The sequence below is a fragment of the Algibacter aquimarinus genome (assembly GCF_039543265.1).
Lineage (GTDB): Bacteria > Bacteroidota > Bacteroidia > Flavobacteriales > Flavobacteriaceae > Algibacter_B > Algibacter_B aquimarinus.
Window position 1 is genome coordinate 36,940 of the sequence record NZ_BAABJK010000004.1, and the last position, 26,573, is coordinate 63,512.

Annotated in this window: 29 protein-coding genes and 1 tRNA gene; 16 read left to right on the forward strand and 14 right to left on the reverse strand. The window is 31.7% G+C overall.

Features of this window, described 5'->3' with window-relative positions:
• The first annotated feature begins 1 nt into the window (after position 1).
• Together ABD939_RS02935 and ABD939_RS02940 are read left to right on the forward strand one after the other, a co-directional pair.
• Entirely contained in the window at positions 2 to 220 is a 219-nt protein-coding gene (locus ABD939_RS02935; protein ID WP_345164342.1) for a YgaP family membrane protein, read from the forward strand.
• Positions 204 to 467, forward strand: a complete 264-nt coding sequence (locus ABD939_RS02940; protein ID WP_345164344.1) for a heavy-metal-associated domain-containing protein — start codon at positions 204 to 206, stop codon at positions 465 to 467. Before ABD939_RS02935 ends, ABD939_RS02940 begins: the two co-directional genes overlap by 17 nt.
• Here ABD939_RS02940 and ABD939_RS02945 read toward each other — a convergent pair.
• From ABD939_RS02945 to ABD939_RS02975, 7 genes are all read right to left on the reverse strand, one after another.
• Positions 464 to 739 (reverse strand): ATP-dependent Clp protease adaptor ClpS, encoded by a 276-nt coding sequence (locus tag ABD939_RS02945; protein ID WP_345164346.1) that lies wholly within the window; start codon positions 737 to 739, stop codon positions 464 to 466. The genes ABD939_RS02940 and ABD939_RS02945 overlap by 4 nt on opposite strands.
• Positions 740 to 770: 31 nt before the next feature.
• Complete coding sequence (gene prmA, locus ABD939_RS02950) at positions 771 to 1,604, reverse strand: 50S ribosomal protein L11 methyltransferase (RefSeq protein ID WP_345164348.1); 834 nt, start codon at positions 1,602 to 1,604, stop codon at positions 771 to 773.
• 69 nt (positions 1,605 to 1,673) lie between these two features.
• The gene (tpiA, locus tag ABD939_RS02955; RefSeq protein WP_345164350.1) at positions 1,674 to 2,423 is read right to left on the reverse strand and encodes a triose-phosphate isomerase; all 750 of its coding nucleotides are present in this window, start codon (positions 2,421 to 2,423) and stop codon (positions 1,674 to 1,676) included.
• 42 nt (positions 2,424 to 2,465) lie between these two features.
• Positions 2,466 to 2,951, reverse strand: a complete 486-nt coding sequence (locus ABD939_RS02960; protein ID WP_345164352.1) for a TlpA family protein disulfide reductase — start codon at positions 2,949 to 2,951, stop codon at positions 2,466 to 2,468.
• Between the two features lie 6 nt (positions 2,952 to 2,957).
• On the reverse strand, positions 2,958 to 4,034 hold the full coding sequence (locus tag ABD939_RS02965) for an ABC transporter permease (RefSeq protein ID WP_345164354.1): 1,077 nt from the start codon (positions 4,032 to 4,034) through the stop codon (positions 2,958 to 2,960).
• A 21-nt stretch (positions 4,035 to 4,055) separates the two neighbouring features.
• Positions 4,056 to 5,375 (reverse strand): BT_3928 family protein, encoded by a 1,320-nt coding sequence (locus ABD939_RS02970; RefSeq protein WP_345164356.1) that lies wholly within the window; start codon positions 5,373 to 5,375, stop codon positions 4,056 to 4,058.
• Between the two features lies 1 nt (position 5,376).
• Entirely contained in the window at positions 5,377 to 5,913 is a 537-nt protein-coding gene (locus ABD939_RS02975) for a DUF1599 domain-containing protein (RefSeq protein ID WP_345167314.1), read from the reverse strand.
• A gap of 105 nt (positions 5,914 to 6,018) precedes the next feature.
• On the opposite strand from ABD939_RS02975, the gene folP reads away from it, so the two are divergent.
• Genes folP through ABD939_RS03000 form a run of 5 tightly spaced genes read left to right on the forward strand, consistent with a single transcriptional unit; the run spans position 6,019 to position 9,956 of the window.
• A complete protein-coding gene (folP, locus tag ABD939_RS02980; protein WP_345164358.1) occupies positions 6,019 to 6,843 on the forward strand; it encodes a dihydropteroate synthase in 825 nt (274 codons plus the stop codon).
• 1 nt (position 6,844) lies between these two features.
• Entirely contained in the window at positions 6,845 to 7,534 is a 690-nt protein-coding gene (locus tag ABD939_RS02985) for a hypothetical protein (protein ID WP_345164360.1), read from the forward strand.
• 35 nt (positions 7,535 to 7,569) lie between these two features.
• On the forward strand, positions 7,570 to 8,355 hold the full coding sequence (locus ABD939_RS02990) for a diadenylate cyclase (protein WP_345164363.1): 786 nt from the start codon (positions 7,570 to 7,572) through the stop codon (positions 8,353 to 8,355).
• The gene (locus ABD939_RS02995) at positions 8,356 to 9,159 is read left to right on the forward strand and encodes a DUF3667 domain-containing protein (RefSeq protein ID WP_345164365.1); all 804 of its coding nucleotides are present in this window, start codon (positions 8,356 to 8,358) and stop codon (positions 9,157 to 9,159) included.
• Positions 9,156 to 9,956: a DUF3667 domain-containing protein gene (locus ABD939_RS03000; protein ID WP_345164366.1), complete on the forward strand. Its 801-nt coding sequence runs from the start codon at positions 9,156 to 9,158 to the stop codon at positions 9,954 to 9,956. The genes ABD939_RS02995 and ABD939_RS03000 overlap by 4 nt, the downstream gene beginning before the upstream one ends.
• Positions 9,957 to 9,960: 4 nt before the next feature.
• Here the strand turns inward: ABD939_RS03000 and ABD939_RS03005 are convergent, their stop codons facing one another.
• A complete protein-coding gene (locus ABD939_RS03005) occupies positions 9,961 to 11,730 on the reverse strand; it encodes an ABC transporter ATP-binding protein (protein WP_345164368.1) in 1,770 nt (589 codons plus the stop codon).
• A complete protein-coding gene (gene truA, locus ABD939_RS03010; protein ID WP_345164370.1) occupies positions 11,723 to 12,472 on the reverse strand; it encodes a tRNA pseudouridine(38-40) synthase TruA in 750 nt (249 codons plus the stop codon). The genes ABD939_RS03005 and truA overlap by 8 nt, the downstream gene beginning before the upstream one ends.
• A 90-nt stretch (positions 12,473 to 12,562) precedes the next feature.
• Between truA and ABD939_RS03015 the strand changes: the two genes are divergently transcribed.
• Complete coding sequence (locus tag ABD939_RS03015) at positions 12,563 to 13,060, forward strand: metallophosphoesterase family protein (RefSeq protein ID WP_345164372.1); 498 nt, start codon at positions 12,563 to 12,565, stop codon at positions 13,058 to 13,060.
• A 58-nt stretch (positions 13,061 to 13,118) separates the two neighbouring features.
• Here the strand turns inward: ABD939_RS03015 and ABD939_RS03020 are convergent, their stop codons facing one another.
• Positions 13,119 to 13,529 carry a DUF4293 domain-containing protein gene (locus tag ABD939_RS03020; protein ID WP_345164374.1) on the reverse strand — a complete coding sequence of 137 codons (411 nt, stop codon included), beginning with the start codon at positions 13,527 to 13,529 and terminating at the stop codon, positions 13,119 to 13,121.
• 184 nt (positions 13,530 to 13,713) lie between these two features.
• On the opposite strand from ABD939_RS03020, the gene rho reads away from it, so the two are divergent.
• A complete protein-coding gene (gene rho, locus ABD939_RS03025) occupies positions 13,714 to 15,321 on the forward strand; it encodes a transcription termination factor Rho (protein ID WP_345164376.1) in 1,608 nt (535 codons plus the stop codon).
• A 111-nt stretch (positions 15,322 to 15,432) separates the two neighbouring features.
• Here the strand turns inward: rho and ABD939_RS03030 are convergent, their stop codons facing one another.
• From ABD939_RS03030 to proS, 4 genes are all read right to left on the reverse strand, one after another.
• Positions 15,433 to 15,789, reverse strand: a complete 357-nt coding sequence (locus ABD939_RS03030; protein ID WP_345164377.1) for a hypothetical protein — start codon at positions 15,787 to 15,789, stop codon at positions 15,433 to 15,435.
• A 130-nt stretch (positions 15,790 to 15,919) separates the two neighbouring features.
• The gene (gene rpsT, locus ABD939_RS03035; protein WP_345164379.1) at positions 15,920 to 16,171 is read right to left on the reverse strand and encodes a 30S ribosomal protein S20; all 252 of its coding nucleotides are present in this window, start codon (positions 16,169 to 16,171) and stop codon (positions 15,920 to 15,922) included.
• Positions 16,172 to 16,197: 26 nt separating this feature from the next.
• A tRNA-Glu gene (locus ABD939_RS03040) sits at positions 16,198 to 16,269 on the reverse strand.
• Between the two features lie 172 nt (positions 16,270 to 16,441).
• Positions 16,442 to 17,920 carry a proline--tRNA ligase gene (proS, locus tag ABD939_RS03045; RefSeq protein WP_345164381.1) on the reverse strand — a complete coding sequence of 493 codons (1,479 nt, stop codon included), beginning with the start codon at positions 17,918 to 17,920 and terminating at the stop codon, positions 16,442 to 16,444.
• A 73-nt stretch (positions 17,921 to 17,993) separates the two neighbouring features.
• On the opposite strand from proS, the gene ABD939_RS03050 reads away from it, so the two are divergent.
• The 7 genes from ABD939_RS03050 to ABD939_RS03080 all read left to right on the forward strand — a co-directional run bounded on the left by ABD939_RS03050 (position 17,994) and on the right by ABD939_RS03080 (position 26,541).
• Positions 17,994 to 19,271, forward strand: a complete 1,278-nt coding sequence (locus ABD939_RS03050) for a hypothetical protein (protein WP_345164383.1) — start codon at positions 17,994 to 17,996, stop codon at positions 19,269 to 19,271.
• A gap of 30 nt (positions 19,272 to 19,301) precedes the next feature.
• Positions 19,302 to 20,825, forward strand: coding sequence for an OmpP1/FadL family transporter (locus ABD939_RS03055; protein ID WP_345164385.1), 1,524 nt, complete (start codon positions 19,302 to 19,304; stop codon positions 20,823 to 20,825).
• A gap of 178 nt (positions 20,826 to 21,003) precedes the next feature.
• Complete coding sequence (folE, locus tag ABD939_RS03060) at positions 21,004 to 21,681, forward strand: GTP cyclohydrolase I FolE (RefSeq protein ID WP_345164387.1); 678 nt, start codon at positions 21,004 to 21,006, stop codon at positions 21,679 to 21,681.
• A 28-nt stretch (positions 21,682 to 21,709) separates the two neighbouring features.
• Positions 21,710 to 23,191, forward strand: a complete 1,482-nt coding sequence (gene cysS, locus ABD939_RS03065; protein WP_345164389.1) for a cysteine--tRNA ligase — start codon at positions 21,710 to 21,712, stop codon at positions 23,189 to 23,191.
• Between the two features lie 34 nt (positions 23,192 to 23,225).
• The gene (gene yidD, locus ABD939_RS03070) at positions 23,226 to 23,447 is read left to right on the forward strand and encodes a membrane protein insertion efficiency factor YidD (RefSeq protein ID WP_345164392.1); all 222 of its coding nucleotides are present in this window, start codon (positions 23,226 to 23,228) and stop codon (positions 23,445 to 23,447) included.
• Positions 23,448 to 23,510: 63 nt separating this feature from the next.
• A complete protein-coding gene (locus ABD939_RS03075; protein ID WP_345164394.1) occupies positions 23,511 to 25,235 on the forward strand; it encodes an amidohydrolase in 1,725 nt (574 codons plus the stop codon).
• Between the two features lie 91 nt (positions 25,236 to 25,326).
• On the forward strand, positions 25,327 to 26,541 hold the full coding sequence (locus ABD939_RS03080) for an acyltransferase family protein (protein WP_345164396.1): 1,215 nt from the start codon (positions 25,327 to 25,329) through the stop codon (positions 26,539 to 26,541).
• The last annotated feature ends 32 nt before the right edge of the window (positions 26,542 to 26,573 follow it).

Below are 26,573 nucleotides of genomic sequence, written 5' to 3' on the forward strand. Positions count from 1 at the left end.
TATGAAAAAAAACATGGGAACTTTAGACAAAGGCATTAGAATAACTGTTGCTATTGCAATAGCTTTATTGTACTATTTTAATGTTATTTCTGGTACATTAGCATATGTATTAATGGGAATAGCTATAATTTTTCTTATAACAAGTTTTATTAATTTTTGCCCTTTATACACCGTTTTAGGAATTAATTCGTGTAAAATAAAAAATGCAAACAAGTCTTAAAATTCAAAATTTAAAATGTTATGGTTGTGCAAATACCATCATAAAAAAATTATCTGATATTAAAAACCTAAGTGAATTGGAAGTTAGTAATGATACAGTTGCATTTCATTACGAAAACGAAAATACACTAGTAGAAGTAGAAGAACTACTAAATAGTATAGGGTATCCTATTGAAGGTGATAAAAATACATTAACCGCAAAAGTAAAATCTTTTGTGAGTTGCGCTATTGGAAGACTAAATAATTAGATAATTTCAGCGCTTAATCCTGCTTCTAAAAGCATAGAGCAGCGTGGTTTTAAATCATCATACAAACCAGTTTTTACAGTACATTTTCCTTTGTAGTGAACTAGAATAGCACATTGCTCTGCTTGTTCTGATGTATGATCACAGGCATGTATTAGCGTTTCAATAACGTGATCAAAAGTATTAACATCGTCATTATGTAATACAATTTCATTTTGAGTAACCACTGCTTCTTTTAGCAATAATTCTTCTGAACTTTTTTCTTTTGAACTCATAGCGTTATAATCTTGGGGATTAATTACAGTACTAATTTAAAAATTTTAACGATACCCAATTGTTTCTTTCCAATTTTTCTTCAAATTTTAACAAATGTTTTTCACATTCGGCTTTAATCATTGGCACATCATCATTATAAAATCCGCTTAAAAATAATTTACCATTTTTATTTAAACAAGAGATATAAATTTCCATGTCTTGCATCAAAATATTTCGATTTATATTAGCAATAATGATATCATATTTACCCTTTAAAATTGATGCATCGCCTTCTATAACCGTTATACTTTTACAGTTGTTACGTTCTACATTTTCTATACTATTTAAATAACACCAGTTATCATAATCTACAGCATCAATAGTACTAGCTCCCTTTTGCTCTGCTAATATGGCTAAAACCCCTGTACCACAACCCATATCTAAAACTGATTTACCTTCAAAATCATTTTTTAATATATGTTGTATCATCATATGTGTAGTTTCATGATGCCCTGTTCCAAAACTCATTTTAGGTTCGATAATGATATCGTATTCTGTATCTAACTTTTCATGAAAAGGTGCTCGAACTGCACAAACATCATCAACTACTATAGGATTGAAATTCTTCTCCCATTCTGCGTTCCAATTGGTTTGCTCTATTTCTTCAAAAGCGAAACTAATTTCAAATTCATCTGAAGTTAAAATTTGGATTTCTTCTAAAACATCCTCTCGCCACTCTTCCTTTTGTATATATGCCGTAACTCCTTCTTCTGTTTCTACAAAACTTTCAAAACCTGCGTAACCCAATTCTGCAATGAGAATCTCAACTGCTGGTTGAAGTGGTTTAGCCTTGAAATAATAACCGATGTAAATTAAGTTTGACATGTCTAGTATATATAAAAAGGCCTGTTAGCTTTTAAAATTAACAGGCCCAATATTAGTTACTTTACTATTCTAAAATGCATTTACTATAGCAAAGAAATCTTCGGCATTAAGTGCTGCTCCTCCAATTAATCCTCCATCTACATCCGGCTTAGAGAAAATTTCAACTGCATTAGCTGGCTTAACACTACCACCATAAAGTATTGAAACTTCATCTGCAACATTATTACCATATTTATCTGCTAATGTTTTTCTAATAAATGCATGCATATCTTGCGCCTGTTCTGGACTTGCTGTTTCACCAGTACCTATGGCCCAAACAGGTTCGTAAGCCAATACAATATTTTTAAATGCTTCAGCTTCTAAATGAAATAATGCGTTTTTAATTTGATTACCTACAATAGTTTCTTCATTACCGGCTTTTCTATCTGCTAATTCTTCTCCAAAACAGAAAATAACACGTATATCGTTTGCTAGAGCAGCATCTACTTTTTTTGCTAATAATTCATCAGTCTCATTAAAATATTCCCGACGCTCGCTATGCCCTAAAATAACTGTATTAACACCAACGCTTTTTAACATACTAGCACTTATTTCTCCTGTGTAAGCACCTTTTTCAGCAAAATGCATATTCTGAGCAACAACCTCAATATCAGTAGTTCTTAGAGCTTCGTAAGCATGGTATAAATTAGTAAATGTTGGTGCAACCATAACCTCGGCACTTGTTGTTTTTGTTTGTTTTTTTAAGTCGGTTAACAATGATTCTGTTTGAGCCAAATCATTATTCATCTTCCAGTTTCCTGCTACTATATTTTTTCTCATTTTAATTCTACCCTTTTACAACTTAGGGATTTTTTAAATTATTTATAAATTTTCTTTTATTCGTTTATCATCAGCTTTTGTGGCTTCAAATAATTTTATTGTTCCTGTTTTATCTACAACCATATAACGCGGTATCCAGTCTAAATCAACAAAATTTCCAAAAGCACCATTCCATCCAGATTTCATAAAATAATGTTGTCCGTCAATTTTATATTTTTTTACACCATTTTTCCATGCCTTTTCTGTTCTATCTAAAGACAAAAATATGTATGTAACGTCTGTATATTCGTTTTGTAACGCTTTAAGTTTGGGCAAACCTTCAATACAATCACCACACCAACTAGCCCATATATCAATTACTAAATCTTGATTTTTATGATTTTCTAAAATATCTTTAAAAACTATCGAATCTCCATCTAAAGTTATAAACACATCATTTAAAACTTCCTCCGAAAATTGTGTTGGAGTTTCTGTATTACAGCTTAAAAAACTGATTAACAAAACGAATAAATATTGTATTTTCTTCATAATAAACTATTCGAGTTTAACTTTAGGATCTAACCAAACATAAATTATATCTACAAAAATATTGATTATTATAAACAATACCGCGATAATTAGCACTGAACCCATAATTACTGGTAAATCTAATGTATTTAGTGCATTTACAATTTCTTTTCCTAAACCATTCCATCCAAAAATATACTCCACAAACACTGCTCCGGCTAACATAGAAGCAAACCAACCAGAAATTGCTGTAACAACAGGATTTAAAGCATTTTTAATTGCATGCTTTTTTATAATTTGAAATTCACTTAAACCTTTTGCTCTGGCTGTTCTTATATAATCTTGATTAAAAACTTCAAGTAATGAATTTCTCATGAGTTGAATTACTACTGCAAGTGGACGGATTCCTAAAACCACAGCTGGTAATATTAAATTTTTCCATTTAATATGCATTGATTCGCCAAAATCATCAAGTTCAAAAAGGCTACCCGTCATTTCTAAATTGGTGTATTTATGCAATACATATCCAAAAAACCATGCAAACAATATGGCGCTGAAAAAAGAAGGAATACTCATTCCGAAAGTACTAAAGATTTGAATTGCTTTATCTAGCCATTTATCTTTGTACAATGCTGATATAATACCGAGAAGAATGCCTAAAATAATAGCAATAGTAATTGCAGAAACAGCTAAAACAAATGTATTAGGAAGTGTTTCTTTTAAAACTTCACTAACTTTTTTCCCTTGTTTTGTAAAAGATTCTCTTAAGTAGGAATACTTTAAAACGGTAGTTGTATTACCTATCGAAAAAAGTTTTACTGCTGTATATTTTTCTTCATCTAAAAAAGTATAATCGTTTAGGTTTTTAGAGTGAAATGAAACTGGCGACAAATCATTTAAGTAATATAAAAACTGGGTACTAGTGGATTTATCAAATCCATATTTCTTTTTTACTAAAGCCAATTGTTCACTATTCTCGTTTTGTCCTAACATCATTTGTGCAGGGTCTCCAGGAAGTACATTAAATAAAAAGAAAATAACGGTAACTACCCCGAACAGGGTAAGTATGGCGTAGGTGATTTTATTTAGTAAGTAACTTATCAAATAGCTTGTTTGTTGATGTGCTTAGTTGTTTTTGCCAGACTTTAAAACAACATCAATAATTCCTGTATAGGAAGTATTGTGTTGATCGCTTAGTTCTTTCAGTGCAATGGAATTCTTGATAACATTAACACTATCTATTTTATTTTTATCTAGAGATTCAACTTCTTCTTCTGTTGAAGGTTGCCCATCAATGAAATACGCAATTAGTTCTGGTGCTTTTACAGGTTCAGATTTACGCTCTACTTTCGGCAATTTTAAATCATCAATATCATTCCAATGTACTTTTTGCTTTACGGTACCTTCATCAAGTTCTATAATTCCTGGGTTAGAGCGCACAACGGTTTTAAGAGCTTTTTCATCACATAAATACCAATCGAAATCAATTTCATATGCTTCGTTAATGCGTTGTTTTGACTCTTCACCCGATGCTGTTAAACCAATAATTTTATAATTGTTTTTCCTGGCTACATCCTGTAATGCTTTCAACTTTAAAGCTCCATCGCGTTCAATACTTTCCAAACTATAAGACACTACAACTATGAGATTTTGTTCACTTAAAAATTTATCTGTAAAATCTTCATCTTCACTTTCAATAGAAAAATCATAAATAGGTGGTTCGTAACCTTCCTTAATAACTTTGGTATCTACGCTCACAAAATCACCTTCAACCGATGGATATGCGCCATCTGTAGTAATTACTTTTTCTTCGCCATTTACAGTAAACTTCCATGAATATTCTACAACAGGTTTAGGAGCATCTTCAGGAACAGTCATCCCTTCTTTAATATTTGCACCTATTTTATAAGCTCTAAAATCTTTGGCTGGCAAATGCATCAATACATGGTATCCAAACCATAAACTAAATATAAAGCTTAAAAGTGCTACTACAGTAGTTGTTAATTTACTAAAAAGTGGTTTGATATGCTTAACACCAAAAAACAAAATAAGAATAAAAAACAACAACAAAATATCTTTAGTAAAGCTTTCCCAAGGTGTTAACTTTAAAGCATCACCAAAACATCCACAGTCTTTTACTTTATCAAAATATGCAGAGTAAAATGTTAAAAATGTAAAAAATACAATCATTAGAAGTAGGCTCCAAACGGTAAATTTAGGCTTGTAACCAATAAGTAAAAACACCCCCAAAACAACCTCGAAAACCACAACCAAAACAGAAATCATTAAAGCATAAGGCTCTAAAAAAGGAATATTTAAAACATCCTGACTAAAATATTCTTGCAGTTTATATGAAAACCCTAGTGGGTCGTTTAGTTTTATTAAACCTGAAATGATGAATAAAACACCAACGAATATTCTGCTTATTGAAACTAGTACTTTCATATTAATTGTTTAAATGAATCATTGCAAAAACGGCATAGTTAATCATGTCTTGGTAGTTTGCGTCAATACCTTCACTAACCAATGTTTTTCCTTTATTATCTTCAATTTGTTTAACTCGTAATAACTTTTGCAAAATTAAATCTGTTAAACTACTTACTCGCATATCACGCCATGCTTCACCATAGTCATGGTTTTTATCCTCCATAAGTTGTTTCGTAATTGCAACATGCTTTTCATACAATTCTTTAGCTTCTTCAGTATTCATATCTGGCTGTTCAACAACACCTTTTTCCAATTGAATAAGCGCCATAACGCAATAATTTATAATACCAATAAATTCGCTTTCTTGTCCTTCATCAACTTTTTGCACCTCGTTTTGTTGCAAACCTCTAATACGTTGTGCTTTTATAAAAATTTGGTCGGTTAAAGATGGTAATCTCAATATTCTCCATGCACTTCCGTAATCGCTCATTTTCTTTGTGAATAAACTTTTACAGGCATCTATTACGGCATCATATTGTTTTGAAGTATCTTGCATGAATAAAAATGAATTTTCCGTAAATTTCGCATAAATAATTAAAACCTTCAAGGTTTCTGGTTTAAAGTTTTAAACCATATACCAACACCTTACAAAACTGTATAAATGACAATTAATTGCAAAGGCAAACTTATTGATTTATCGTCGCCAAAAGTTATGGGTATCTTAAACGTTACTCCAGATTCGTTTTACGATGGTGGCGTTTATAAAAATGATTCTGAAATTCTTAATCAGGTCGAAAACATGCTGAATGAAGGCGCTACTTTCATTGATGTTGGTGCATATAGTTCAAGACCAAATGCAAATCATGTTAGTGAAGATGAAGAACTAAAGCGTATTTTGCCAATAGTGAATAGTTTATTAAAATCTTTTCCAGATATTTTGCTTTCAATTGATACTTTTAGAAGTGAAGTTGCTAAACAATGTATTGAAGCTGGGGCTTGCATGATTAATGATATTTCTGCAGGAAAACTAGATAATAATATGTTGCAAACTATTGCAAATTTACAAGTGCCTTATATTATGATGCACATGCGCGGAACACCGCAAACCATGCAAAAGCAAACAAGCTACGATAATTTAGTTAAAGACATTTTATTCTATTTTTCTGAAAGAATAGCAACTGCTAAAACCTTGGGTATTATTGATATAGTTATTGACCCAGGTTTTGGTTTTGCAAAAACCTTAGAACAAAATTATGAGTTGTTAAACAAACTCGAGTTATTTAAAATGATTGAGAAACCCCTACTAGCAGGTATTTCCAGAAAATCTATGATTTACAAAAAACTCGGAACATCTGCTAATGAAGCTTTAAATGGTACATCGGTTTTGAATACCGTGGCTCTACAGAAAGGGGCTTCAATTTTGCGAGTTCATGATGTTAATGAAGCTATGGAATGTATTAAATTAGTTGAATCATTAAATGTTTAAAATGAAATACTTTTTATTAATAATAAGTTTCTTTTTACTTTCTTGCGGAAACAAAAAAGTACTTCAACTACCAGAAATAAGCACCTCTGAAATTACAGAAATCAATGATGTTTCTCACGCATATTTATTTTATGACGAAACAAAAGAAGACAGTTTAGAACTTAATAGAAAAAACCTTATCAGCACAACAAATTGGCTTGTTAATGTTGACAAACGCCTAACTTTAAAGCAAGCTATTCCTCATATTAAATACTTACAGGATAAAAAAGATAATTCTAGTCATAAAAACAAAAATGCTAAAAACTATTTTACTTGTAATGATGTTAGCAGAAAAAACCTAGGGTTTGTTGAGTTTACTGATGTGAATTATTCTTTTGAACAGAAAAAAATTGGTTCTATAAACTCTCGAAAGAGTAATGTCTCATTATTTATTAGATACCAAAGCAAGGACTCCATTACTATATTTACTGATGCCATAAAATGTATAGTTATTATAGCTCAAACAAATTGTGAAAATATTTTAAATGATTTAAAAAAAGCATTTCCTGAATCATCGAACAAAGAAATCGAACTTAACTTAAAGATTAATCCAAATATAACTTTTCAAGAATATATTTCATTTAAATCAACTTTAATCGATAGTGATTTAAATTATATTCATTTATCAAATAATGAATTAATTTTTAATTAACCCTTTTTTACTAAATTTACAAAAACCCACCGCCTTTGGAAATATTTAAAGACCTTTTAAAATTTACAGTTGTAGATGTTATAGATGTTATTTTAGTCGCACTTCTACTCTATTATGTTTACAAACTGGTTAAAGGTACTGTTGCAATCAATATATTTATAGGAATCATTATTATTTATTTGGTCTGGAAACTTACCGAATTCTTAAACATGGAACTCTTAACGGGTATTTTTGGTGGTTTTATGAAGGTTGGAATCATAGCATTAATTGTCGTATTTCAGCCAGAAATAAGAAAGTTTTTGCTTATGGTTGGCTCAACAAATTTTAATAGACGACGGAAATTTTTACAGCAATTCAAATTCCTCAAAACAGAGACAAGTGATGAAACTAACGTTGATGCTATAGTTTCGGCATGTACCAAAATGGGGATGTCTAAAACAGGAGCACTCATAGTTTTTGAGCGAAATAACAATCTAGATTTTTTATTATCATCTGGTGATGAAATGAATATAAAAGTTACACAACCTATTATAGAAAGTATCTTCTTTAAAAACAGTCCGTTACACGATGGCGCAATTATAGTTAGCAATAACATTGTAAAAGCAACTCGAGTTGTATTGCCTGTAAATAACGAAAAAAATATTCCACAACGTTTTGGGTTACGACATAGAGCTGCTATTGGAGTTACAGAAAAAACCGATGCATTAGCACTAGCCGTTAGTGAAGAAACAGGACATATTTCCTATTTTAAAGACGGAGAATTTGTAGTTTATGATGATACAGCAGAACTCAACAATATGGTTAAAAAAGATTTAGCATAAGTGAATTGTAAAAACTGTGATACTTCTTTAATTGAAAAACAGAATTTCTGTTTTGAATGTGGCGCAAAAGTGATTAGAAACAGACTCACTTTAAAAAATATTGCACACGATATTAATGAACAGTTTTTTAATATCGATAATCGGTTTTTAAAAACCTTCATTCATTTATTTAAAAATCCAGAATCTGTTATAAATGGCTTTATTTCTGGTACTAGAAAGAAGTACATTAATGTTATTCAATATTTCGCTATCTCTTTAACACTTGTTGGGATTCAAATTTTTTTAATGAATACCTTTTTTAAAGATGCCATAGAAATTGATGATATAATTGGTGACGGGTTTAAAAATCTACAAAACCAAAAAGACAACCCATTTTCTCCATCAAATTTTGATTATGCTCAAATCAATAATTATCAAAGTGTTTTTTATGTTTTATCTGTTCCGTTTTCGGCCATATCTTCATGGTTAGCTTACAAAATTATAGGTGAAAAACGCTTTAATTTTACAGAGCATATAGTTATAAATCTTTATTATTCAGCCCAAATTGTTATCATATCATCTATACTTACCATCTTGTTTTTATGCCTTGGTATTAATTATGTAACTATTACCTATTTGATAACTATAATTACTTTTATCTATTTCTTTTATGTTTTAAAACGTGTTTTTAATTTTACTTTTTTAAATGCACTAGCTGGTTTTTTATTAATATTAGTTATTCTTGGAATAATCTTTTTAATAGCAGTCGTTCTGGGTATAATCATTGGAGTAGTTATTGTCTTAATGCAAAAAAATGTGATATGAATTGTAAAAATTGTGAAAGAGAGTTAGCAACAGATAGTGATTACTGTAATGGATGTGGTGGGAAAGTCATAAGAAACAGATTAACAATTAGAAACCTTTTTGAACACCTCAGTGAAACCTTTTTTAATTATGACAACAAACTACTTAGAACATTTATTGATCTATTTAAAAAACCAGAAGTTGTTATTGATGGATATGTTAAAGGTGTAAGAAAACGTTATGTAAACCCGATTAGTTTTTTTGGAGTAATATTAACCGTAAACGGGTTAAACATATTCATAATAACAAAATTTTACAAGAGATATTTAGATGCTTCTAACCTGCTGGGTGATAAAAATGTTGCTAATAATGAAGCATCAAGAAAAATCATGGAACTAACTTCGGATTTTTCGTTAGAGTATGCCTCCTTACTGTTTTCGTTTTTAATTCCTCTTGCTGCTTTATTAAGTTGGATTACATTTTACAATAAAAAATATAATTATACAGAGCATGTCATTTTATATTTATACAGCATGTCTGTTTACTCAATATTATCAGTCATTTTTGGCTTAAGTACATTAGCTATTGCTCCTGAAAAATATTTGTTTTTTAGTTCAGTAATGTACCTTTTTCTTTTTCTTTATCATTGCTATATATTAACCCGATTATTTAAACTCAATTTTGGGCAACTCGCACTTAAAATTTTTCTTTTTTTAGTCTTATTTTTCTTTACTTACATAGGTGTTTCTATCTTATCAATTGTTTTACTTTTAATAACTGGAACTATTGACTTACAAGATTTTATGCCTAATAGTTAAAAAATTAAACAATTGTTTCTTCCTGTAAAAACTGAACCTCGTACAAGTTTTTATAATATCCATTTTCTTTTTTAAGTAATTCATCGTGAGTGCCTTGTTCTACAATTTTACCAGCATCCATTACAATAATTTTATCTGCTTTTTTTACTGTTGCCAAACGATGAGCGATTACAATTGAGGTTCTTCCTTTTGTTATTTTATCAGTTGCATTTTGAATGAGTTGTTCAGAATATGAATCAACTGATGATGTGGCTTCATCTAAAACTAAAATACTTGGATTAGTTACGTAAGCTCTTAAAAATGAAATTAACTGACGTTGACCAGATGATAACATAACGCCGCGCTCTTTTACATTATAATTATAACCATTTGGCAAACTCATTATAAAATCATGAATTCCTATATCCTTTGCAGCTTGAAAAACGTCTTCTTCAGTTATCTCTGGGTTATTTAATGTGATGTTATTTAAAATAGTATCAGCAAACAAGAACACATCTTGCAATACCACAGCAATTTGTGTTCGCAATGAAGGCAAAGTAACATCCTTTATATTAATACCATCAACCAAAATAGCGCCATCATTAATTTCATAAAAACGATTCAACAAATTAATAATTGTTGACTTTCCAGCTCCAGTTGCCCCAACAATTGCAACTGTATCTCCTGCGTTAACTTTAAAAGAGACCCCTTTTAAAACAACTTCATCTTCAACATAACTAAAATGAATATTATCAAATTGAATATTGCCTTTAAAATGGTCCGCTACGTGCGTTCCCGTATCATCAATCTGTGATGTGGTGTCTATAACTTTAAATACCCTAGTTGCTGCCACCATACCCATTTGAAGAGTATTAAATTTATCAGCTATTTGACGTAATGGTCTAAACAACATGGGTATAAACATAATGAAAGCAATTAAATCTCCTTGTGAAACAATACCGTCTAACACTACACTTAAACCTCCATACCATGCTACTAAACCAATACTAACAGAAGAAACCAAATCTGCTAAAGGAAAGAAAATTGAGTTATACCAAACTGTTTTAACCCATCCCTTTTTATGTCGCTCGTTTATTTCCTTAAACTTTTTATATTCTAAATCTTCTCGTGTAAAAAGCTGTAAAATCTTCATGCCCGTTATACGCTCTTGTACAAAAGAATTTAAATTAGATACTTCATTTCTAACTTCTTCAAAAGCCCTTTTCATGTACTTTTGAAAAATTCGTGTAGCATATAACAGTATTGGAAGCATTACAAAAACGATTAAACTTAATCGCCAGTTTATATAAACCATAACCCCAAAAACAACAATCATGGTTAGTAAATCTCTAAAAATCATGAATAAGCCTTGACCAAAAATATCTGCTATCCGTTCCATATCGGTAACAGATCTTGTAATTAATACACCCACAGATGAATTATCATAATATTTCATTTTAAACCTAAGCAAATGGTTAAAGAGTTTTACACGAACATCCATAACCAAATTTTGCCCTAACCATGCAGCGTAATAAATAAATAGTAATTGAAATATGGTTTGTAATACTAAAACACCTAACATTAAAAGAATGTAAAACAGAAAGCCCTTTGATGCTCTTGCTGCAATACTGTCATCAATTGCATATTTTGTTATATATGGCGTTGCGGCACTAAAAACAGCCAATAAAACAACAAGCAAAAGCAAGCCGAAAAACACACCTTTGTAAGGTTTAATGTATTCAAAAAGTCTTTTGAATAAAACAAAATCAAATATGTTTTCCTTTTTTTTAGTCATTTATTTTAATATGCTTTGGGTATTCTATTTTTGTTAAATATAAAGCATGTGCAGGTACAGAAAATCCTGCTTCACTTCTATTTTTAGATTCTATTATATCATGTAAATCGTTCAAATTCATTTTACCTAAACCAATATTTACCATAGTACCAACTATGGCTCTTACCATATTTCGCAAAAAACGATCCGCTTTAATGGTAAACTGAAGTTCGTTATTTTCTAAAGTCCAATTTGCCTCCATAATAGTGCAATTATACGTTTTTACATCTGTATTGGTTTTAGAAAAACATTGAAAATCTTTATAGCTAAATAAAATTTTTGATGCGCTATTCATCTTTTCAACATTCAAATCTTGCTTAACATAATATGTTTCATTAAATGAAAAGACATCCTTTTTTAAGGATATTCTGTATAAATATGTTCTACTTAAAGCATCAAAACGAGCATGTACTTCATCTTTTACTCTAAATATATTATGAATTGCAATGTCTTTTGGGAGAAACGAATTTAGTTTAAAAACCAAATCTGTTACATTAATAATGCTTTCAAAATCAAAATGAGCGAACATTTGTTTAGCATGAACACCGGTATCGGTTCGTCCCGCACCCATTGTAGAAATAGGCTCTTTTAATAAAGTTGATAACGCTTTTTCTAAAACCTCTTGCACAGTGATAGCATCTGGCTGATTTTGCCAACCATGATAGCCTTTACCTTGATACGAAAGTTCTATAAAATATCGCAATTTCTTTTTATACTTTTGTTGAAACAACAAATATAGAGAGATTTGAGTTCCCTGAGAAGCCACTAATCTTAATTAAATATTTTTTTTCTAATGACTAAAATTCTACTTCTTTCAGATACTCATAGCTATATTAACGAAGACATTTTAAAGTATGTAAAACAAGCTGATGAAGTTTGGCATGCAGGCGATATTGGTGATTTGAAAGTTACAGATGCTATAAAAGCATTAAAACCACTTCGAGCAGTTTATGGTAATATTGATGATGCTAAAATTCGTATGGAATTCCCAGAGCATAATCGTTTCTTGTGCGAAAGTGTAGATGTTTGGATAACCCATATCGGGGGTTACCCTCCAAAGTATAATCTTAGAGTTAGTGAAGCTATTAAGCAAAACCCTCCAAAGCTTTTCATTTGTGGGCATTCACATATTTTAAAGGTAATGCCAGATAAAAAACTTAATTTATTACACATGAATCCAGGTGCAGCTGGAAAACATGGATTTCATAAAATACGTACTATGCTTCGTTTTACAATTGATGGTAAAAAAATAGATAATTTGGAGGTTATAGAATTTGAAAAGCGTAGATAAAAAAACCCAAAGTTTTCACCTTGGGTTTTACGCACTAATACTACTAAGATATTAGGTTTTATCGTAATCGATCTACAGATTTTACAAGATCTTCATCCTTTTTGATGGCCTTATTAGCTAATGCCAATAACACGATAGAAACAATAGGTAGAAGCATCCCAATACCTTTCTCAGAAACCGCCGTTTCTCCAGATACATTTAGAGATTGATATACAAAAAACGCTAGTAAAAAAAAATTTAATATGATGTTAAGGCGCCCCAGCATAAATTGAGACTTCCTGTTTTTGTAACGAAATATTGATATAATTGATAATAATGCTGATACTAAAAAAGCTGAAAAAATATAAATATTATCAGCAGCAAATACTTTAATATCGTCTGACGTTACCCATAATTCAAACACATAAATTAGTCCCACAGAAGTTGCAGCAGCTAACAAGAGGTATATAGTTTGTATTCGTTGTAACATATTTATTTAAAAATCTAGACCGCAAAAATAATAGAATTAATGCTAAAAATTAAAATAAAGTTGTATAATTGCATTAATATTTCTCAATAACCGCAATAACAGGTTGTTAATTCTTCAGAATAAAAATCATTTTTTTCAGAATAACTCAAGTTTATACTCAAAATAAAATATTCAATAAACATCAATGTTTGAAATTTCACAATTAAAAGAAAAGAAACTCGCTGATTTACAGGAGATTGCTAAAAAACTGAACGTCCCAAAGTACCGTTCTTTAAAAAAATTAGATCTAGTTTATAAAATACTAGACATGCAGGCAGCGGACCCTAAAGTTGTTACCGCAGTTGCCGAACCAGAAAATCCTGCAGAAAAGCAACAAACAAGAAAACCAAGACAACGCGTTCAGAAACCTACAACAAACAATAATGCGGATAAGCCAACTACTGTTGACAGTAAACCTACTGAAAGTGAAGATAAAAAGAGTACTCCTGTAAAGCAGAATACTGAAGAAGTAAAAAAGGAGCATAAGCCTAATCCGAGGCCACAAAACGACAGAAAAAACGATAATCAAAAACCTCAACATAAAAATCATCAACATAAAAACCAACATAAAAACCAGAAAAATGGTAATAACGGAAATAAAGACAGTCGTAACCGTTATCGTGAGCCAGATTTTGAATTTGATGCCATTATAGAAAGTGAAGGTGTCTTAGATATCATGCAAGATGGTTATGGTTTTTTAAGGTCGTCTGACTATAATTATTTATCGTCACCTGATGATATTTATGTTTCGCAATCGCAAATTAGATTATTCGGTTTAAAAACTGGAGATACAGTATTAGGACATGTTCGTCCTCCTAAAGAAGGTGAAAAATACTTTCCACTAATTAAGGTTAGTAAAATTAATGGACAAAGTCCAAATGTTGTTAGAGACCGTGTGTCTTTTGAGCATTTAACACCTTTATTCCCGCAAGAAAAGTTCAATTTAGCTGAAAAGCAAAGTACTATTTCTACGCGTATTATGGATTTGTTTTCTCCAATTGGAAAAGGACAACGTGGTATGATTGTATCCCAACCAAAAACGGGAAAAACTATGCTATTAAAGGACGTAGCAAATGCCATAGCAGCAAATCATCCTGAGGTTTATCAAATGATTTTATTAATTGATGAACGTCCAGAAGAAGTAACGGATATGCAACGTAATGTCCGTGGCGAAGTTATTGCTTCAACTTTTGATAAGGAAGCACATGAGCACGTAAAAATTGCAAATATTGTTCTTGAAAAAGCAAAACGCTTAGTAGAATGTGGTCATGATGTAGTTATTTTACTAGATTCTATTACTCGTTTAGCTAGAGCTTATAATACTGTGCAACCTGCATCTGGTAAAATATTAAGTGGTGGTGTAGATGCTAATGCATTACACAAACCAAAACGTTTCTTTGGTGCCGCTCGTAATATAGAAAATGGTGGTTCATTAACCATTATTGCCACTGCACTTACTGAAACTGGTTCTAAAATGGACGAAGTTATTTTCGAAGAATTTAAAGGTACTGGTAATATGGAACTTCAATTGGATAGAAAAATATCTAACCGTAGAATATTCCCAGCTATCGATTTAACATCTTCAAGTACGCGTCGTGATGATATATTACTAGACGATAACACCATACAACGTATGTGGGTAATGCGTAAATATCTTGCTGATATGAATCCTGTTGAAGCTATGGAATTTATTAACGACCGTTTCAAACAAACTAGAAACAACGAAGAATTTTTAATTTCAATGAATGGATAAAATTTCCATTCCCGTGTAGACGGAATACTAAATAACTAACTCAAACTAAAAAAGCCTCAGTCATTAATTTTGTCCTGAGGCTTTTATTTTTTATTTACTTAAAACTCTTTTCTAAAAACTATTTAAAAGATCTCTATACTCTTTTAAATCTGCAATATTAGATTTGTTATTAAGATTCCTAATTAAGGAAATTAAATATTTAAGACTTTCAACAGGAGAGCTTTCTGCATTATTAAAATCACCTTCTTCTATAGGCTCATCATCTAAAATAGGTATTAAAAATGAATCATTTGCTTCTATATGTTCATAAGTAAGCCTAAGTACTTTAACAACTAAAGGGATTTCAGCTTCAAGAGCATATGTTCTTAGTTCCTTAATATCAGTAATTAATACATCTGTATTTATACCGTTCTTATCTAAATCTTTAAGAATCTTATCTATTAATTTTATAGCTTTTTTATTTTCCAAAAGGGTAATATTAAATGGTTAAGTGATAATTGCAAATTTAAATTTTTAAACTTTAATCTTATTAAAAAAAATCAAAAAAAAAGCCTCTCATTTCTGAGAAGCTTTCAATATCTTAAACTTTAAAATAGTATTAAAGTGCAGCAATATGTTGCGACAAACCTGATTTAAGGTTTGCTGCTTTGTTTGCATGAATAACATTTTTCTTTGCTAATTTATCTAACATAGAAACTACAGTAGGAAACATTTTCTCTGCTTCTTTCTTATCAGTCAACTCACGCAACTTTTTTATAGCATTACGTGTTGTTTTATGCTGATACTTGTTAGTTAAGCGTTTAGCCTCGTTACTTCTAATTCTTTTTAATGCTGACTTATGATTTGCCATTTTGTTTTTTCTTAATTTTTTAATTGTAGCCCGTAGGGGAATCGAACCCCTCTTACCAGGATGAAAACCTGGCGTCCTAGCCGATAGACGAACGGGCCATTAGTTTTTTGAGTGTGCAAATATAAATATTAAATCTATACTTACAATAATCTTTCAAATAACGTACAATGTTTCCATTGCGGATGCAAAAATACAACTATTTTTAAATGTTGCAAGAGGTAAATAATCTTTTTTTAAAAAAAATTATTTTAGCCTCATTTTCAGTCTATTCTAATAGGCTTTTGCAAATAATACTCTGCGTTTTGAAGGCTTTCCTGAATATACACAAACACCATCCTCTTCTTTACCTTCCAAAGGAATACATCTAATTGTGGCTTTTGTTAATTCTTTAATCTTGTCTTCAGTTTCATTAGTACCATCCCAATGTGCTGAAATAAAACCTGTTTTGGTTTCTAATACCGTTTTAAATTCATCAAACGTATTTACTTCAGTAGTATGCTCACTTCTAAAATCTAGAGCCTTTTTAAATAAACTTGTTTGAATTTCTTCTAACAAATCCTCTACAACAACACTAACTCTATCTAAAATCACCGTTTGCTTACTTAAGGTATCTCTTCTAGCAACTTCAACAGTTTCATTTTCTAAATCTTTCGGCCCTATAGCTATTCGTAATGGAACACCCTGTAACTCATGTTGCGCAAATTTTGCACCTGGTCTTAGCGTATCACGTTTATCAAATTTAACAGAAATATTTCTATCTCTTAAATCTCCAATAATATCCTCAGCTACCTTACTAATGGCCTCAAATTGCTCATCATTTTTATAAATTGGCACAATAACCACTTGATATGGTGCTAAATTAGGAGGTAACACCAAACCTTGATCGTCACTATGCGTCATAATCAAAGCTCCCATCAATCGTGTAGACACGCCCCAAGAAGTTGCCCAAACATAATCTTGCTTCCCTTCTTTATTAGCAAACTTAACATCAAAAGCTTTAGCAAAATTTTGTCCTAAAAAGTGAGAGGTTCCTGCCTGTAGTGCTTTCCCGTCTTGCATTAAAGCTTCAATGCAATAAGTCTCATCTGCACCTGCGAAACGTTCGCTTTCTGTTTTAAGTCCTTGTATTACTGGAATAGCCATAAATTTTTCTACAAAAGTGGCATAAACGTTATTCATTAATTTAGCTTCATCCAGTGCTTCTTGTTTTGTTGCGTGTGCTGTATGACCTTCTTGCCATAAAAACTCAGCAGTTCTTAAAAACAAACGGGTGCGCATCTCCCAGCGTACCACATTAGCCCATTGATTAATTAATAATGGTAAATCTCTATACGATTGAATCCAGCCTCTGTATGTGTTCCATATAATAGCTTCACTAGTAGGTCTTACAACCAGCTCCTCCTCTAGCTTAGCTTCAGGGTCTACTCGAAGCTTCCCTTTTTTATCTGGATCATTTTGCAATCTGTAATGCGTTACAACAGCACATTCTTTTGCAAAACCCTCTGCATTTTTTTCTTCAGCTTCAAATAAACTTTTAGGAACAAAAAGAGGAAAATATGCATTTTGATGTCCTGTTTCCTTGAACATTCTGTCCAACTCTGCCTGCATTTTTTCCCAAATAGCATATCCATAAGGCTTAATTACCATACATCCTCTAACTGCTGAATTCTCTGCTAAATCTGCTTTTACAACCAATTCGTTATACCATTTTGAATAATCTTCTGCTCTACTGGTAAGTTTTTTGCTCATATATATCTTTTGGCACAAATATTGTGACTATGTTAAATAAAAAAATAGTTCAGCAAAACTAACTATTTTTGTTATGTTCAACAATAAAATTGAAAGAGATATGAAATTATACAACTACTTAGTACAGAAAATGCCATATTTAGCAGCAGTTGCTCTATTTATTGGTTTAACATCATGTGGTTCATATCAATACGTAGGTGTTGACAACGATGGAATTTATGGAGAACCAGAAGTAATTGTTAATCCACAACAACGTGAAGAAGCTATTGTTGAAATACCAAATACAGCAAATAGTGATTATTATCAAAACTATTTTACAAATAAAGCCCTTGAATATGAAGGTATGATATCTAATAACAGTGAAATTTTTACTGATATTGATTCATATGAAAGCAATAATTTTACTGAAAACGACTCCTTGTATGTAGATAATACTTACCAAGGTTTTGCTGGATGGGGACAAGACAGTAATAACGTAACCATCAATTATATTGATAATGGTTGGAACAATTGGGGCTGGAATGGTGGTTTTGGCTGGGGTTGGAACAACTGGGGTTGGAATAATTGGGGATGGAATAGATGGAACAATTGGGGATGGAACCGCTGGAATAACTGGGGCTGGAATGGTGGCTTTGGTTGGGGTTGGAACAATTGGGGCTGGAACGGTGGTTTCGGTTGGGGTTGGAACAACTGGGGTTGGAATAATGGCTGGAGAAATGGTGGTTTCTATGGTAGAAATGCATCTTTTAGCGCTAGTAGAAGAGGTAATTATGCAGCTTTAAACGGTAGAAGAAGTAATAGAGATTTTAGTAGTAGAGCAACAAGTATAAACAGGAGAAGCAGTGTCTCGAGAACTTCTTCTAGAAGCACAGATAGAGTTTCTAAATACAACACAACAAGAAGACGTAGTAACACATCAATAGCGAATAACAACAATTCACGCTCAAGAATTAATAGTAATACTGGTGTTAGAAGAGGTACAGATAATAATACGTCTAGAGCAACAAGAAACTATAACCCTAGAATAAATAATTCGAATAGTACGATGCGCAGAAGCCAGTCTGTAAGAACACCTTCATCTAATTCAACTAGTAGGTCTTCATCATCTACCATAAGAAGGAATTCTAGCTCAAGATATAGTCCTTCAGGTACAAGTAGAACAAGTCGAAGCTCTAACTTTAACAGATCTTCATCTTCTTCAAGAAGCTCTGGATATAGCCCAAGTAGAAGTTCATCTAGTTCAAGATCAAGCGGTTCTTCAGCCCGTTCTTCAAGCAGTAGTAGAAGTTCTGGCGGTGGTAGAAGTTCTGGTGGTGGTGGTGGTGGCAGAAGATCTGGAGGTCGTAGATAATTCATTTCAAAATAAACTAAATTTTAACATATGAAAAAGTTCAAATTACTATTCATAGGCGTACTTTCTATGTCCACAATATATGCTCAAAATATAACGGACGCCTTACGCTACTCACAAAGTGAGATTCAAGGAACTGCTCGTTTTAGAGCTTTAAGCGGCGCCTTTGGAGCTTTGGGTGGAGATATGAGTGCTGTTAGTGCAAATCCTGCTGGCTCTGCAATTTTTAGTCAAAGTCATGCTTCGTTTTCGCTATCAAACATAGATACAGAGAACAATACACAATATTTTGATGGTTTTGGTACCACTAATGAATCTAATTTTGATATTAATCAAGGTGGAGCTGTATTTGTTTTTGCAAGTAATAATAGTTCACCTTGGAGGAAATTTACAGTTGGTATAGCCTACGAAAAAACTAATAGTTTTGACGATAACTGGTTTGCTTTTGGAAGAAATACCGATAACGACCCTAATTTTAATAATTCTGTAGCAAGTTACTTTTTTGATTTTGCAAACGGTAAAAGACTTGATGAAATTTCTACTTTACCAAATGAAACTTTAAGTGAAGCATATCAAGATATTGGTAGTGCTTTTGGTTTTGGACATCAACAAGCATTTTTAGGTTTTGAATCTTTTATTCTAGATCCAGATGCTGACAATGATGCTAACGTTGATTATTTCTCAAATATTTCTCCTGGTAGTTTTGACCATGATTATACTTACGTATCATCTGGATATAACGGTAAAGTAACCCTTAATTTAGCTACCCAATATGAAGATAATCTGTATTTAGGTCTTAATATAAATTCTCATTTTATAGATTTTCAGCGTTCCACTTTATTATTTGAAGACAATACTAATTTAGGATCTACAGTAACTAGTGTTGAGTTTGAAAACAATTTATCAACCACAGGTAGTGGTTTCTCATTTCAATTAGGAGGTATTTTAAAATTAACAAAAGAATTTAGAGTAGGTTTAACCTATGACTCTCCAACTTGGTATACTATTGATGAAGAAACAAGTCAATATTTAGCTACTGATGGAGATAATGGATTTGCCGAAATAAATCCAGATGTTGTAAACATTTATCCTAGCTACAAACTTACAACTCCCGCTAAAATAACAGGTAGTTTAGCCTATGTTTTTGCAAAGCAGGGTTTAATTAGTTTTGACTATTCTATAAAAGATTACAGTGCTGCAAGATTGAGACCAGAAGGCGATTTTGTATCTGTAAACGAAAATATTAGTAATAATTTAACCAATGCAGCTACTTACAGACTTGGTGGCGAATATAAAGTAAAGCAATTTAGTTTTAGAGGTGGTTATCGCTTTGAAGAAAGCCCTTATGAAAACGGATTTACAATTGGCGATTTAACAGGGTACTCTTTAGGTCTTGGTTACAATTTTGGAAATACTAGAATAGATCTTACTTATGATGCATCAGAACAATCTTTTGTAAATGAATTTTATAATTTAGAATTTGACAATGCACCAGCTGCAAATTTAGATCGAAAAAACTCAAATATTACTTTATCACTAAGTTTCAATATTTAATAAAGTATTCATTTAAAAACTTAATAAAGCTTGGACATCATAAGTTCAAGCTTTTTGTTTTTTTATGTAATTTACAACCCAAAACAAAGACTAATCTTTCCATATAATTGTTTGTTAAGATAAAACATAACAAAACTGTTTTGCTTATCTTTGCAGCCTAAAACCCTTATTTTTACTTATGAAATTTGGAAATAATTTAGAAGAATTTGAATCTTTAGGAGACGACCATATTAGCACGTCTTCGAATACACCCATGCGTAATGATGCTTTTAAACTCTCTAATGAAGAGAAAATAGACATCATAAAAGACGATGTACGCCATATTATGGAGACCCTAGGTTTAGACTTAACTGATGACAGTTTAAATGGAACACCAAACCGCGTAGCCAAAATGTTTGTAAACGAAATATTTGGTGGCTTAAACCCAGATAAAAAACCTAGTGCATCTACTTTTGATAACAAATATAAATATGGCGAAATGCTTGTTGAAAAAAACATTACCGTGTATTCAACTTGCGAACACCATTTATTACCTATAGTTGGTAAAGCACATATTGCGTACATCTCTAACGGAACGGTAGTAGGCTTATCAAAAATGAATCGAATAGTCGATTATTTTGCTAAACGTCCTCAAGTTCAAGAACGTCTTACTATCCAAGTTGTAAAAGAGCTTCAAGAGGTTTTAAATACTCAAGATGTTGCGTGTGTAATTGACGCAAAACACCTGTGTGTAAACTCAAGAGGTATTAGAGATATTGAGAGCAGCACGGTAACCTCAGAATTTGGCGGAAAATTTAAAGACAAAGCCGTAAGACGTGAGTTTTTAGATTACATAAAGTTAGACACGAAGTTTTAAGCTAATTTTCAACAACCAATTAGTCAGAATGCAATTATTCCAAAATCAGCAAATCAAAATATATAATTCTCTTTCTGGAAAAAAAGAAATTTTAAAACCTATAAACGAAGGACATATAGGAATGTATGTTTGTGGTCCTACTGTTTACAGTAATGTACATTTAGGTAATGTAAGAACCTTTATGTCTTTTGATATGGTTTTCAGATACTTAAAACATTTAGGCTATAAAGTAAGATATGTTAGGAATATAACCGATGCTGGTCATTTAGAAAATGATGCTGATACAGGTGAAGATAAAATTACCAAAAAAGCGCGTTTAGAACAAATAGAACCAATGGAAGTAGTTCAGCGCTACACTGTTGATTTTCACAATATTTTAAATACACTAAATTTTTTACCACCTAGCATAGAACCTACAGCTACTGGGCACATTATTGAGCAAATTGAATTGATTAGCAAAATAATTGATAATGGATTTGCTTACGAGGTGAATGGATCCGTTTATTTTGACGTACATAAGTTTAACGAAACGAATGAGTACGGAAAATTAAGTAAACGTAAACTTGAAGATTTAATACATAACACAAGAACGTTAGACGGACAAAGTGACAAAAAGAATCCTCAAGATTTTGCGCTTTGGAAAAAAGCAGAACCACAACACATTATGCGTTGGCCTTCACCTTGGAGTGATGGTTTCCCAGGTTGGCACTTAGAATGTACAGCTATGAGCACAAAATATTTGGGCGAACAGTTTGATATACATGGTGGTGGTATGGATTTAAAGTTTCCGCATCACGAATGCGAAATTGCACAAAATGAAGCTGCAAAAGGTATAAGTCCAGTTAATTATTGGATGCATGCTAATATGCTGGAGTTAAACGGACAACGTATGTCCAAAACCACAGGAAACACTGTTAATCCAGATGAATTATTATCTGGAAAAAACAAATTTTTCAGTAAAGCGTATAACCCTAGTGTAATAAGGTTCTTTAATGCGCAATCCTCTTATCGAAGTGTTTTAGATTTAACCGATGATGGTTTATTAGCAAGCGAAAAAGGCTTTTATAGATTGATGGATGCCGTTAACCTTTTAGAGAATTTAAGCCCTTCTGATAAATCGACTATTGATATTAAAGCATGGAAACAAAAGTGTTATGATGCTATGAATGACGATTTTAACTCCCCTATTTTAATTGCGCATTTATTTGAAGCAGCTAAATACATTAATCTAGTTAAAGAAGGATCTGAAACCTTATCTCAAGAAGACTTAAATATATTTACTGAGACCATTAACAACTTTGTTTATGATGTTTTGGGTTTAAAAAACACTTCTAAAAACGATTCAGGAACAGATAAACTTTCAGGAGCTGTAGATGTTTTAATAAAACTAAGGCAAGAAGCAAGAGCTAATAAAGACTTTGCTTTATCTGATAAAATTCGTGATGAATTAGCAGCAGTTGGCATTCAACTTAAAGATGGAAAAGAAGGAACAACTTTTTCAGTAAATTAATAAGTTTATCTGTTTTAAGTTTTAGAATTATAAAATGAAGAAAATTCTAATATTTCCTTTTCTTTTTTTAATCAAATTATATCAAACTTTGATATCGCCTTTAACTCCTGCTACTTGCAGATACAACCCAACCTGTTCACATTACAGTAAAGAAGCATTACAAAAGCATGGGTTGTTAAAAGGTGGATGGCTGGCAATAAAACGTATTTTTAGTTGTCATCCATGGGGTGGTTCAGGATACGACCCCGTTCCTTAAAAAATATCATACTCCTTAATTTTAATAATTATTGTATTTTAAAGGTCTAATTAAATTAACCTTATGAAATTACGATTACCTTTTCTATGTATTGCAGCAATTATGCTCATTATTTCTGCATGCTCTAGCCCACAAAAAGAATTTGCAACTATGTTAATTTATGGTGGCACTATTTACACCGTAGATGATAATGACGCTACTGTTGAGGCTGTAGCTGTTAAAAACAATAGTATAATTTTTACTGGAAGTCTTGATGAAGCAGAAAAATTTAAAAATGATGACACCCAACTTATAGATTTAAAAGGAAAAACCATGACACCCGGTTTAATTGAAGGTCATGGTCATTTTATGGGATTAGGGTATAATGAACTAAATCTAGATTTAATTAATACAAAGAGTTACCAAGAAATTATAGATGCTGTTGCAAAACGAGTTGAAACTGCTAAACCAGGAGAATGGATTTTAGGTAGAGGCTGGCACCAAAGTAAATGGGATTCTTTACCTACAGAAATGATAAAAGGTTTTCAAACACACAATAGACTTAGTGAAGTGTCACCAAACAACCCCGTATATTTAAGTCATGCAAGTGGACATGCTGGTTTTGCTAATGCCAAAGCTATGGAAATTGCAGGCTTACAAGTATTAGCAAAAGAGGGTATTAAAAAATATGAGATAGAAGGTGGCGAAACTATTGTTGATGATTTTGGTAGGCCAACAGGAGTTTTTAATGAACGTGCTCAAACTTTAATTACTAGACATATTCCAGAAAAAACACCCGAAACAGATATACAAGCTTTTGATTTGGCGGTTAAGGCATGTCAAAAAAATGGTATCACAAGTTTTCATGATGCGGGTATCCCTAAAGAAACCATAACGCTTTATGAAAAAATGAAATTAGAAGGCAAAATGAATACCCGTATTTATGCTATGCTAACAGGCTGGGATAAAGAGTTGCTAAACAACTGGTACGAGAAAGGCGTATCTATAGACCCAGATCATCTTTTTACAATTAGATCTGTAAAGCTAAACTGCGACGGGGCATTAGGATCTCGTGGTGCATGGTTACTAGAACCTTATTCAGACAGACCTAATCATTTCGGACATGAGACATTACCTATGGAGTTTGTAAAAGAAACTGCTTTAAATGGCCTAAAACATGGCTTCCAAGTATGTGCGCATGCCATTGGAGATCGAGCTAACAGAGAAATTCTTGATAGATACGAACTCGCTTTTAAAGAAATACCTGAAGCAATAACAGACCACAGATATAGAATAGAACATGCACAACATTTACATCCTGAAGATATTCCGCGTTTTGCAGAATTAAAAGTAATACCTGCAATGCAAGCTGTTCATATGTCTTCAGATAGACCTTGGGCTATAGAGCGTTTAGGTGAAAAGCGTATTAAAGAAGGTGCTTACATGTGGCAAGATTTATTACAAAGTGGCGTTCCTATTGTAAATGGAACAGACGTTCCTGTAGAGCCTATAAACCCCATAGCTAGTTTTTATGCCAGTGTAAGTAGAAAAACACTAAAAGGCACCCCTGAAGGTGGCTACGAACCTGAACAAAAAATGACACGAGAACAAGCCTTAAAATCATACACCTTAGATGCTGCTTATGGTGCTTTTGAAGAAGACATTAAAGGTTCTATTACTATTGGTAAATTAGCAGATTTTACGATATACAATCAAGATTTAATGACTGTTGAAGAAAATAAAATTTTAGATACTAAAGTGGTTATGACGGTTTTTGATGGTGAAATTGTGTATACCAAAGAAGATTAAAATAAAACTGCACTTTAAAATAGTTATAAAGATATTACTTATAAAAAAAGGTATCATATTCTGAATATAAAGAAAATTCAAACTAAACCATATGCAAACCCAACCAAGTAAAACTGAAAGAATTCACTCTTTAGATTCCTTGCGTGCTATAATGATGTTATTAGGTCTTGTAATACACTCTGCCATTACTTATGGTGTTATTGATTATGGTAATGCATGGAGTTTAAAAGACCCTGAAACGGTTAGCCTCTCAAATGATTTTATAGTAAGTTTTATCCATGCGTTTAGAATGCAAATATTTTTTGTAGTTGCTGGTTTTTTTGGAGCCTTGTTATTTTATGAAAGACAACCATTAAAAATGGTGAAAAATAGAACATCAAGAATTGTTTTTCCATTTATAGTATTTGTTATAATACTTTGGCCAACAATTGTTTTTGGTTTTGAATACACAAAATCTATTTTCAATGGTAATGCTAATGCTTATTCAGAAACTATTTCAATCTTTTCAAACTTAGGCATACTAATTCCTCAAACAACATTTCATTTATGGTTTTTATATTATCTAACCATAATTACCTTTATATCAGTGATTTTAGGTTTAATATTTAATAAATTACCAACTCTATCAGGCTATATTTCTAGTGTTTTTAGTTGGATTATTCAAAAAACCATCTTACGTATTATAGTCTTTGCTAGTATAACAGCTTTATGTTATTTTTTAATGGGAACGGCACAGGTTGAAACATCGGTTTCATTTAAACCAGATATAAATACTTTTACTTATTACTTCCTTTTTTATATCACTGGATGGGTACTATTTAAATCCAAAAATCACTTAGATAGCTTTATGAAATATGACTGGGTTTTTACAATTTTAGGAATAATATTGTTTTCAGTCTCTTTTTTCATGTATAGCGCTTTAAATTATGAATTAACCATAACTATAAAATCTATAATGGTATGGCTCTTTATTTTTGGAATTACAGGTTTGTTTATTAGATATGGTAGTAATCATTCGTTAAAAATGCGCTATATATCAGATTCATCCTATTGGGTTTATTTGGTTCATTTATCTTTAACTGCAATTATTCCCAGCTTTATCGTTGATTGGCCAATACCAGCTACTTTAAAATTCTTGTTTGTACTAATAACTACAGGTATTATATGTTTTGTAAGCTATCACTATTTAGTTAGGGGTACATTTATTGGAAAATTTTTGAATGGTAGAAAATATTCAAGAAAACTATCAGATATTAAGAAAGCAGAGGAACTGTCTAAAATAAAACCTATTACTAAAACTATATAAACGAATTTGTTCATACAATTTTTTTGGAAAGT

Excerpts from the sequence above, each read along its gene's own strand:
- ABD939_RS02970 (WP_345164356.1), bottom strand. The coding sequence starts at position 5,375 with ATGAAAGTACTAGTTTCAATAAGCAGAATATTCGTTGGTGTTTTATTC.
- ABD939_RS02985 (WP_345164360.1), top strand. The coding sequence starts at position 6,845 with ATGAAATACTTTTTATTAATAATAAGTTTCTTTTTACTTTCTTGCGGA.
- folP (WP_345164358.1), top strand. The coding sequence starts at position 6,019 with ATGACAATTAATTGCAAAGGCAAACTTATTGATTTATCGTCGCCAAAA.
- ABD939_RS02975 (WP_345167314.1), bottom strand. The coding sequence starts at position 5,913 with ATGCAAGATACTTCAAAACAATATGATGCCGTAATAGATGCCTGTAAA.
- ABD939_RS03080 (WP_345164396.1), top strand. The coding sequence starts at position 25,327 with ATGCAAACCCAACCAAGTAAAACTGAAAGAATTCACTCTTTAGATTCC.
- ABD939_RS03075 (WP_345164394.1), top strand. The coding sequence starts at position 23,511 with ATGAAATTACGATTACCTTTTCTATGTATTGCAGCAATTATGCTCATT.
- tpiA (WP_345164350.1), bottom strand. The coding sequence starts at position 2,423 with ATGAGAAAAAATATAGTAGCAGGAAACTGGAAGATGAATAATGATTTG.
- rho (WP_345164376.1), top strand. The coding sequence starts at position 13,714 with ATGTTTGAAATTTCACAATTAAAAGAAAAGAAACTCGCTGATTTACAG.
- ABD939_RS02935 (WP_345164342.1), top strand. The coding sequence starts at position 2 with ATGAAAAAAAACATGGGAACTTTAGACAAAGGCATTAGAATAACTGTT.
- prmA (WP_345164348.1), bottom strand. The coding sequence starts at position 1,604 with ATGTCAAACTTAATTTACATCGGTTATTATTTCAAGGCTAAACCACTT.
- rpsT (WP_345164379.1), bottom strand. The coding sequence starts at position 16,171 with ATGGCAAATCATAAGTCAGCATTAAAAAGAATTAGAAGTAACGAGGCT.
- ABD939_RS02940 (WP_345164344.1), top strand. The coding sequence starts at position 204 with ATGCAAACAAGTCTTAAAATTCAAAATTTAAAATGTTATGGTTGTGCA.
- yidD (WP_345164392.1), top strand. The coding sequence starts at position 23,226 with ATGAAGAAAATTCTAATATTTCCTTTTCTTTTTTTAATCAAATTATAT.
- ABD939_RS03020 (WP_345164374.1), bottom strand. The coding sequence starts at position 13,529 with ATGTTACAACGAATACAAACTATATACCTCTTGTTAGCTGCTGCAACT.
- ABD939_RS03000 (WP_345164366.1), top strand. The coding sequence starts at position 9,156 with ATGAATTGTAAAAATTGTGAAAGAGAGTTAGCAACAGATAGTGATTAC.
- ABD939_RS03005 (WP_345164368.1), bottom strand. The coding sequence starts at position 11,730 with ATGACTAAAAAAAAGGAAAACATATTTGATTTTGTTTTATTCAAAAGA.
- ABD939_RS03015 (WP_345164372.1), top strand. The coding sequence starts at position 12,563 with ATGACTAAAATTCTACTTCTTTCAGATACTCATAGCTATATTAACGAA.
- folE (WP_345164387.1), top strand. The coding sequence starts at position 21,004 with ATGAAATTTGGAAATAATTTAGAAGAATTTGAATCTTTAGGAGACGAC.
- ABD939_RS02960 (WP_345164352.1), bottom strand. The coding sequence starts at position 2,951 with ATGAAGAAAATACAATATTTATTCGTTTTGTTAATCAGTTTTTTAAGC.
- proS (WP_345164381.1), bottom strand. The coding sequence starts at position 17,920 with ATGAGCAAAAAACTTACCAGTAGAGCAGAAGATTATTCAAAATGGTAT.
- ABD939_RS03050 (WP_345164383.1), top strand. The coding sequence starts at position 17,994 with ATGTTCAACAATAAAATTGAAAGAGATATGAAATTATACAACTACTTA.
- ABD939_RS02945 (WP_345164346.1), bottom strand. The coding sequence starts at position 739 with ATGAGTTCAAAAGAAAAAAGTTCAGAAGAATTATTGCTAAAAGAAGCA.
- ABD939_RS03055 (WP_345164385.1), top strand. The coding sequence starts at position 19,302 with ATGAAAAAGTTCAAATTACTATTCATAGGCGTACTTTCTATGTCCACA.
- cysS (WP_345164389.1), top strand. The coding sequence starts at position 21,710 with ATGCAATTATTCCAAAATCAGCAAATCAAAATATATAATTCTCTTTCT.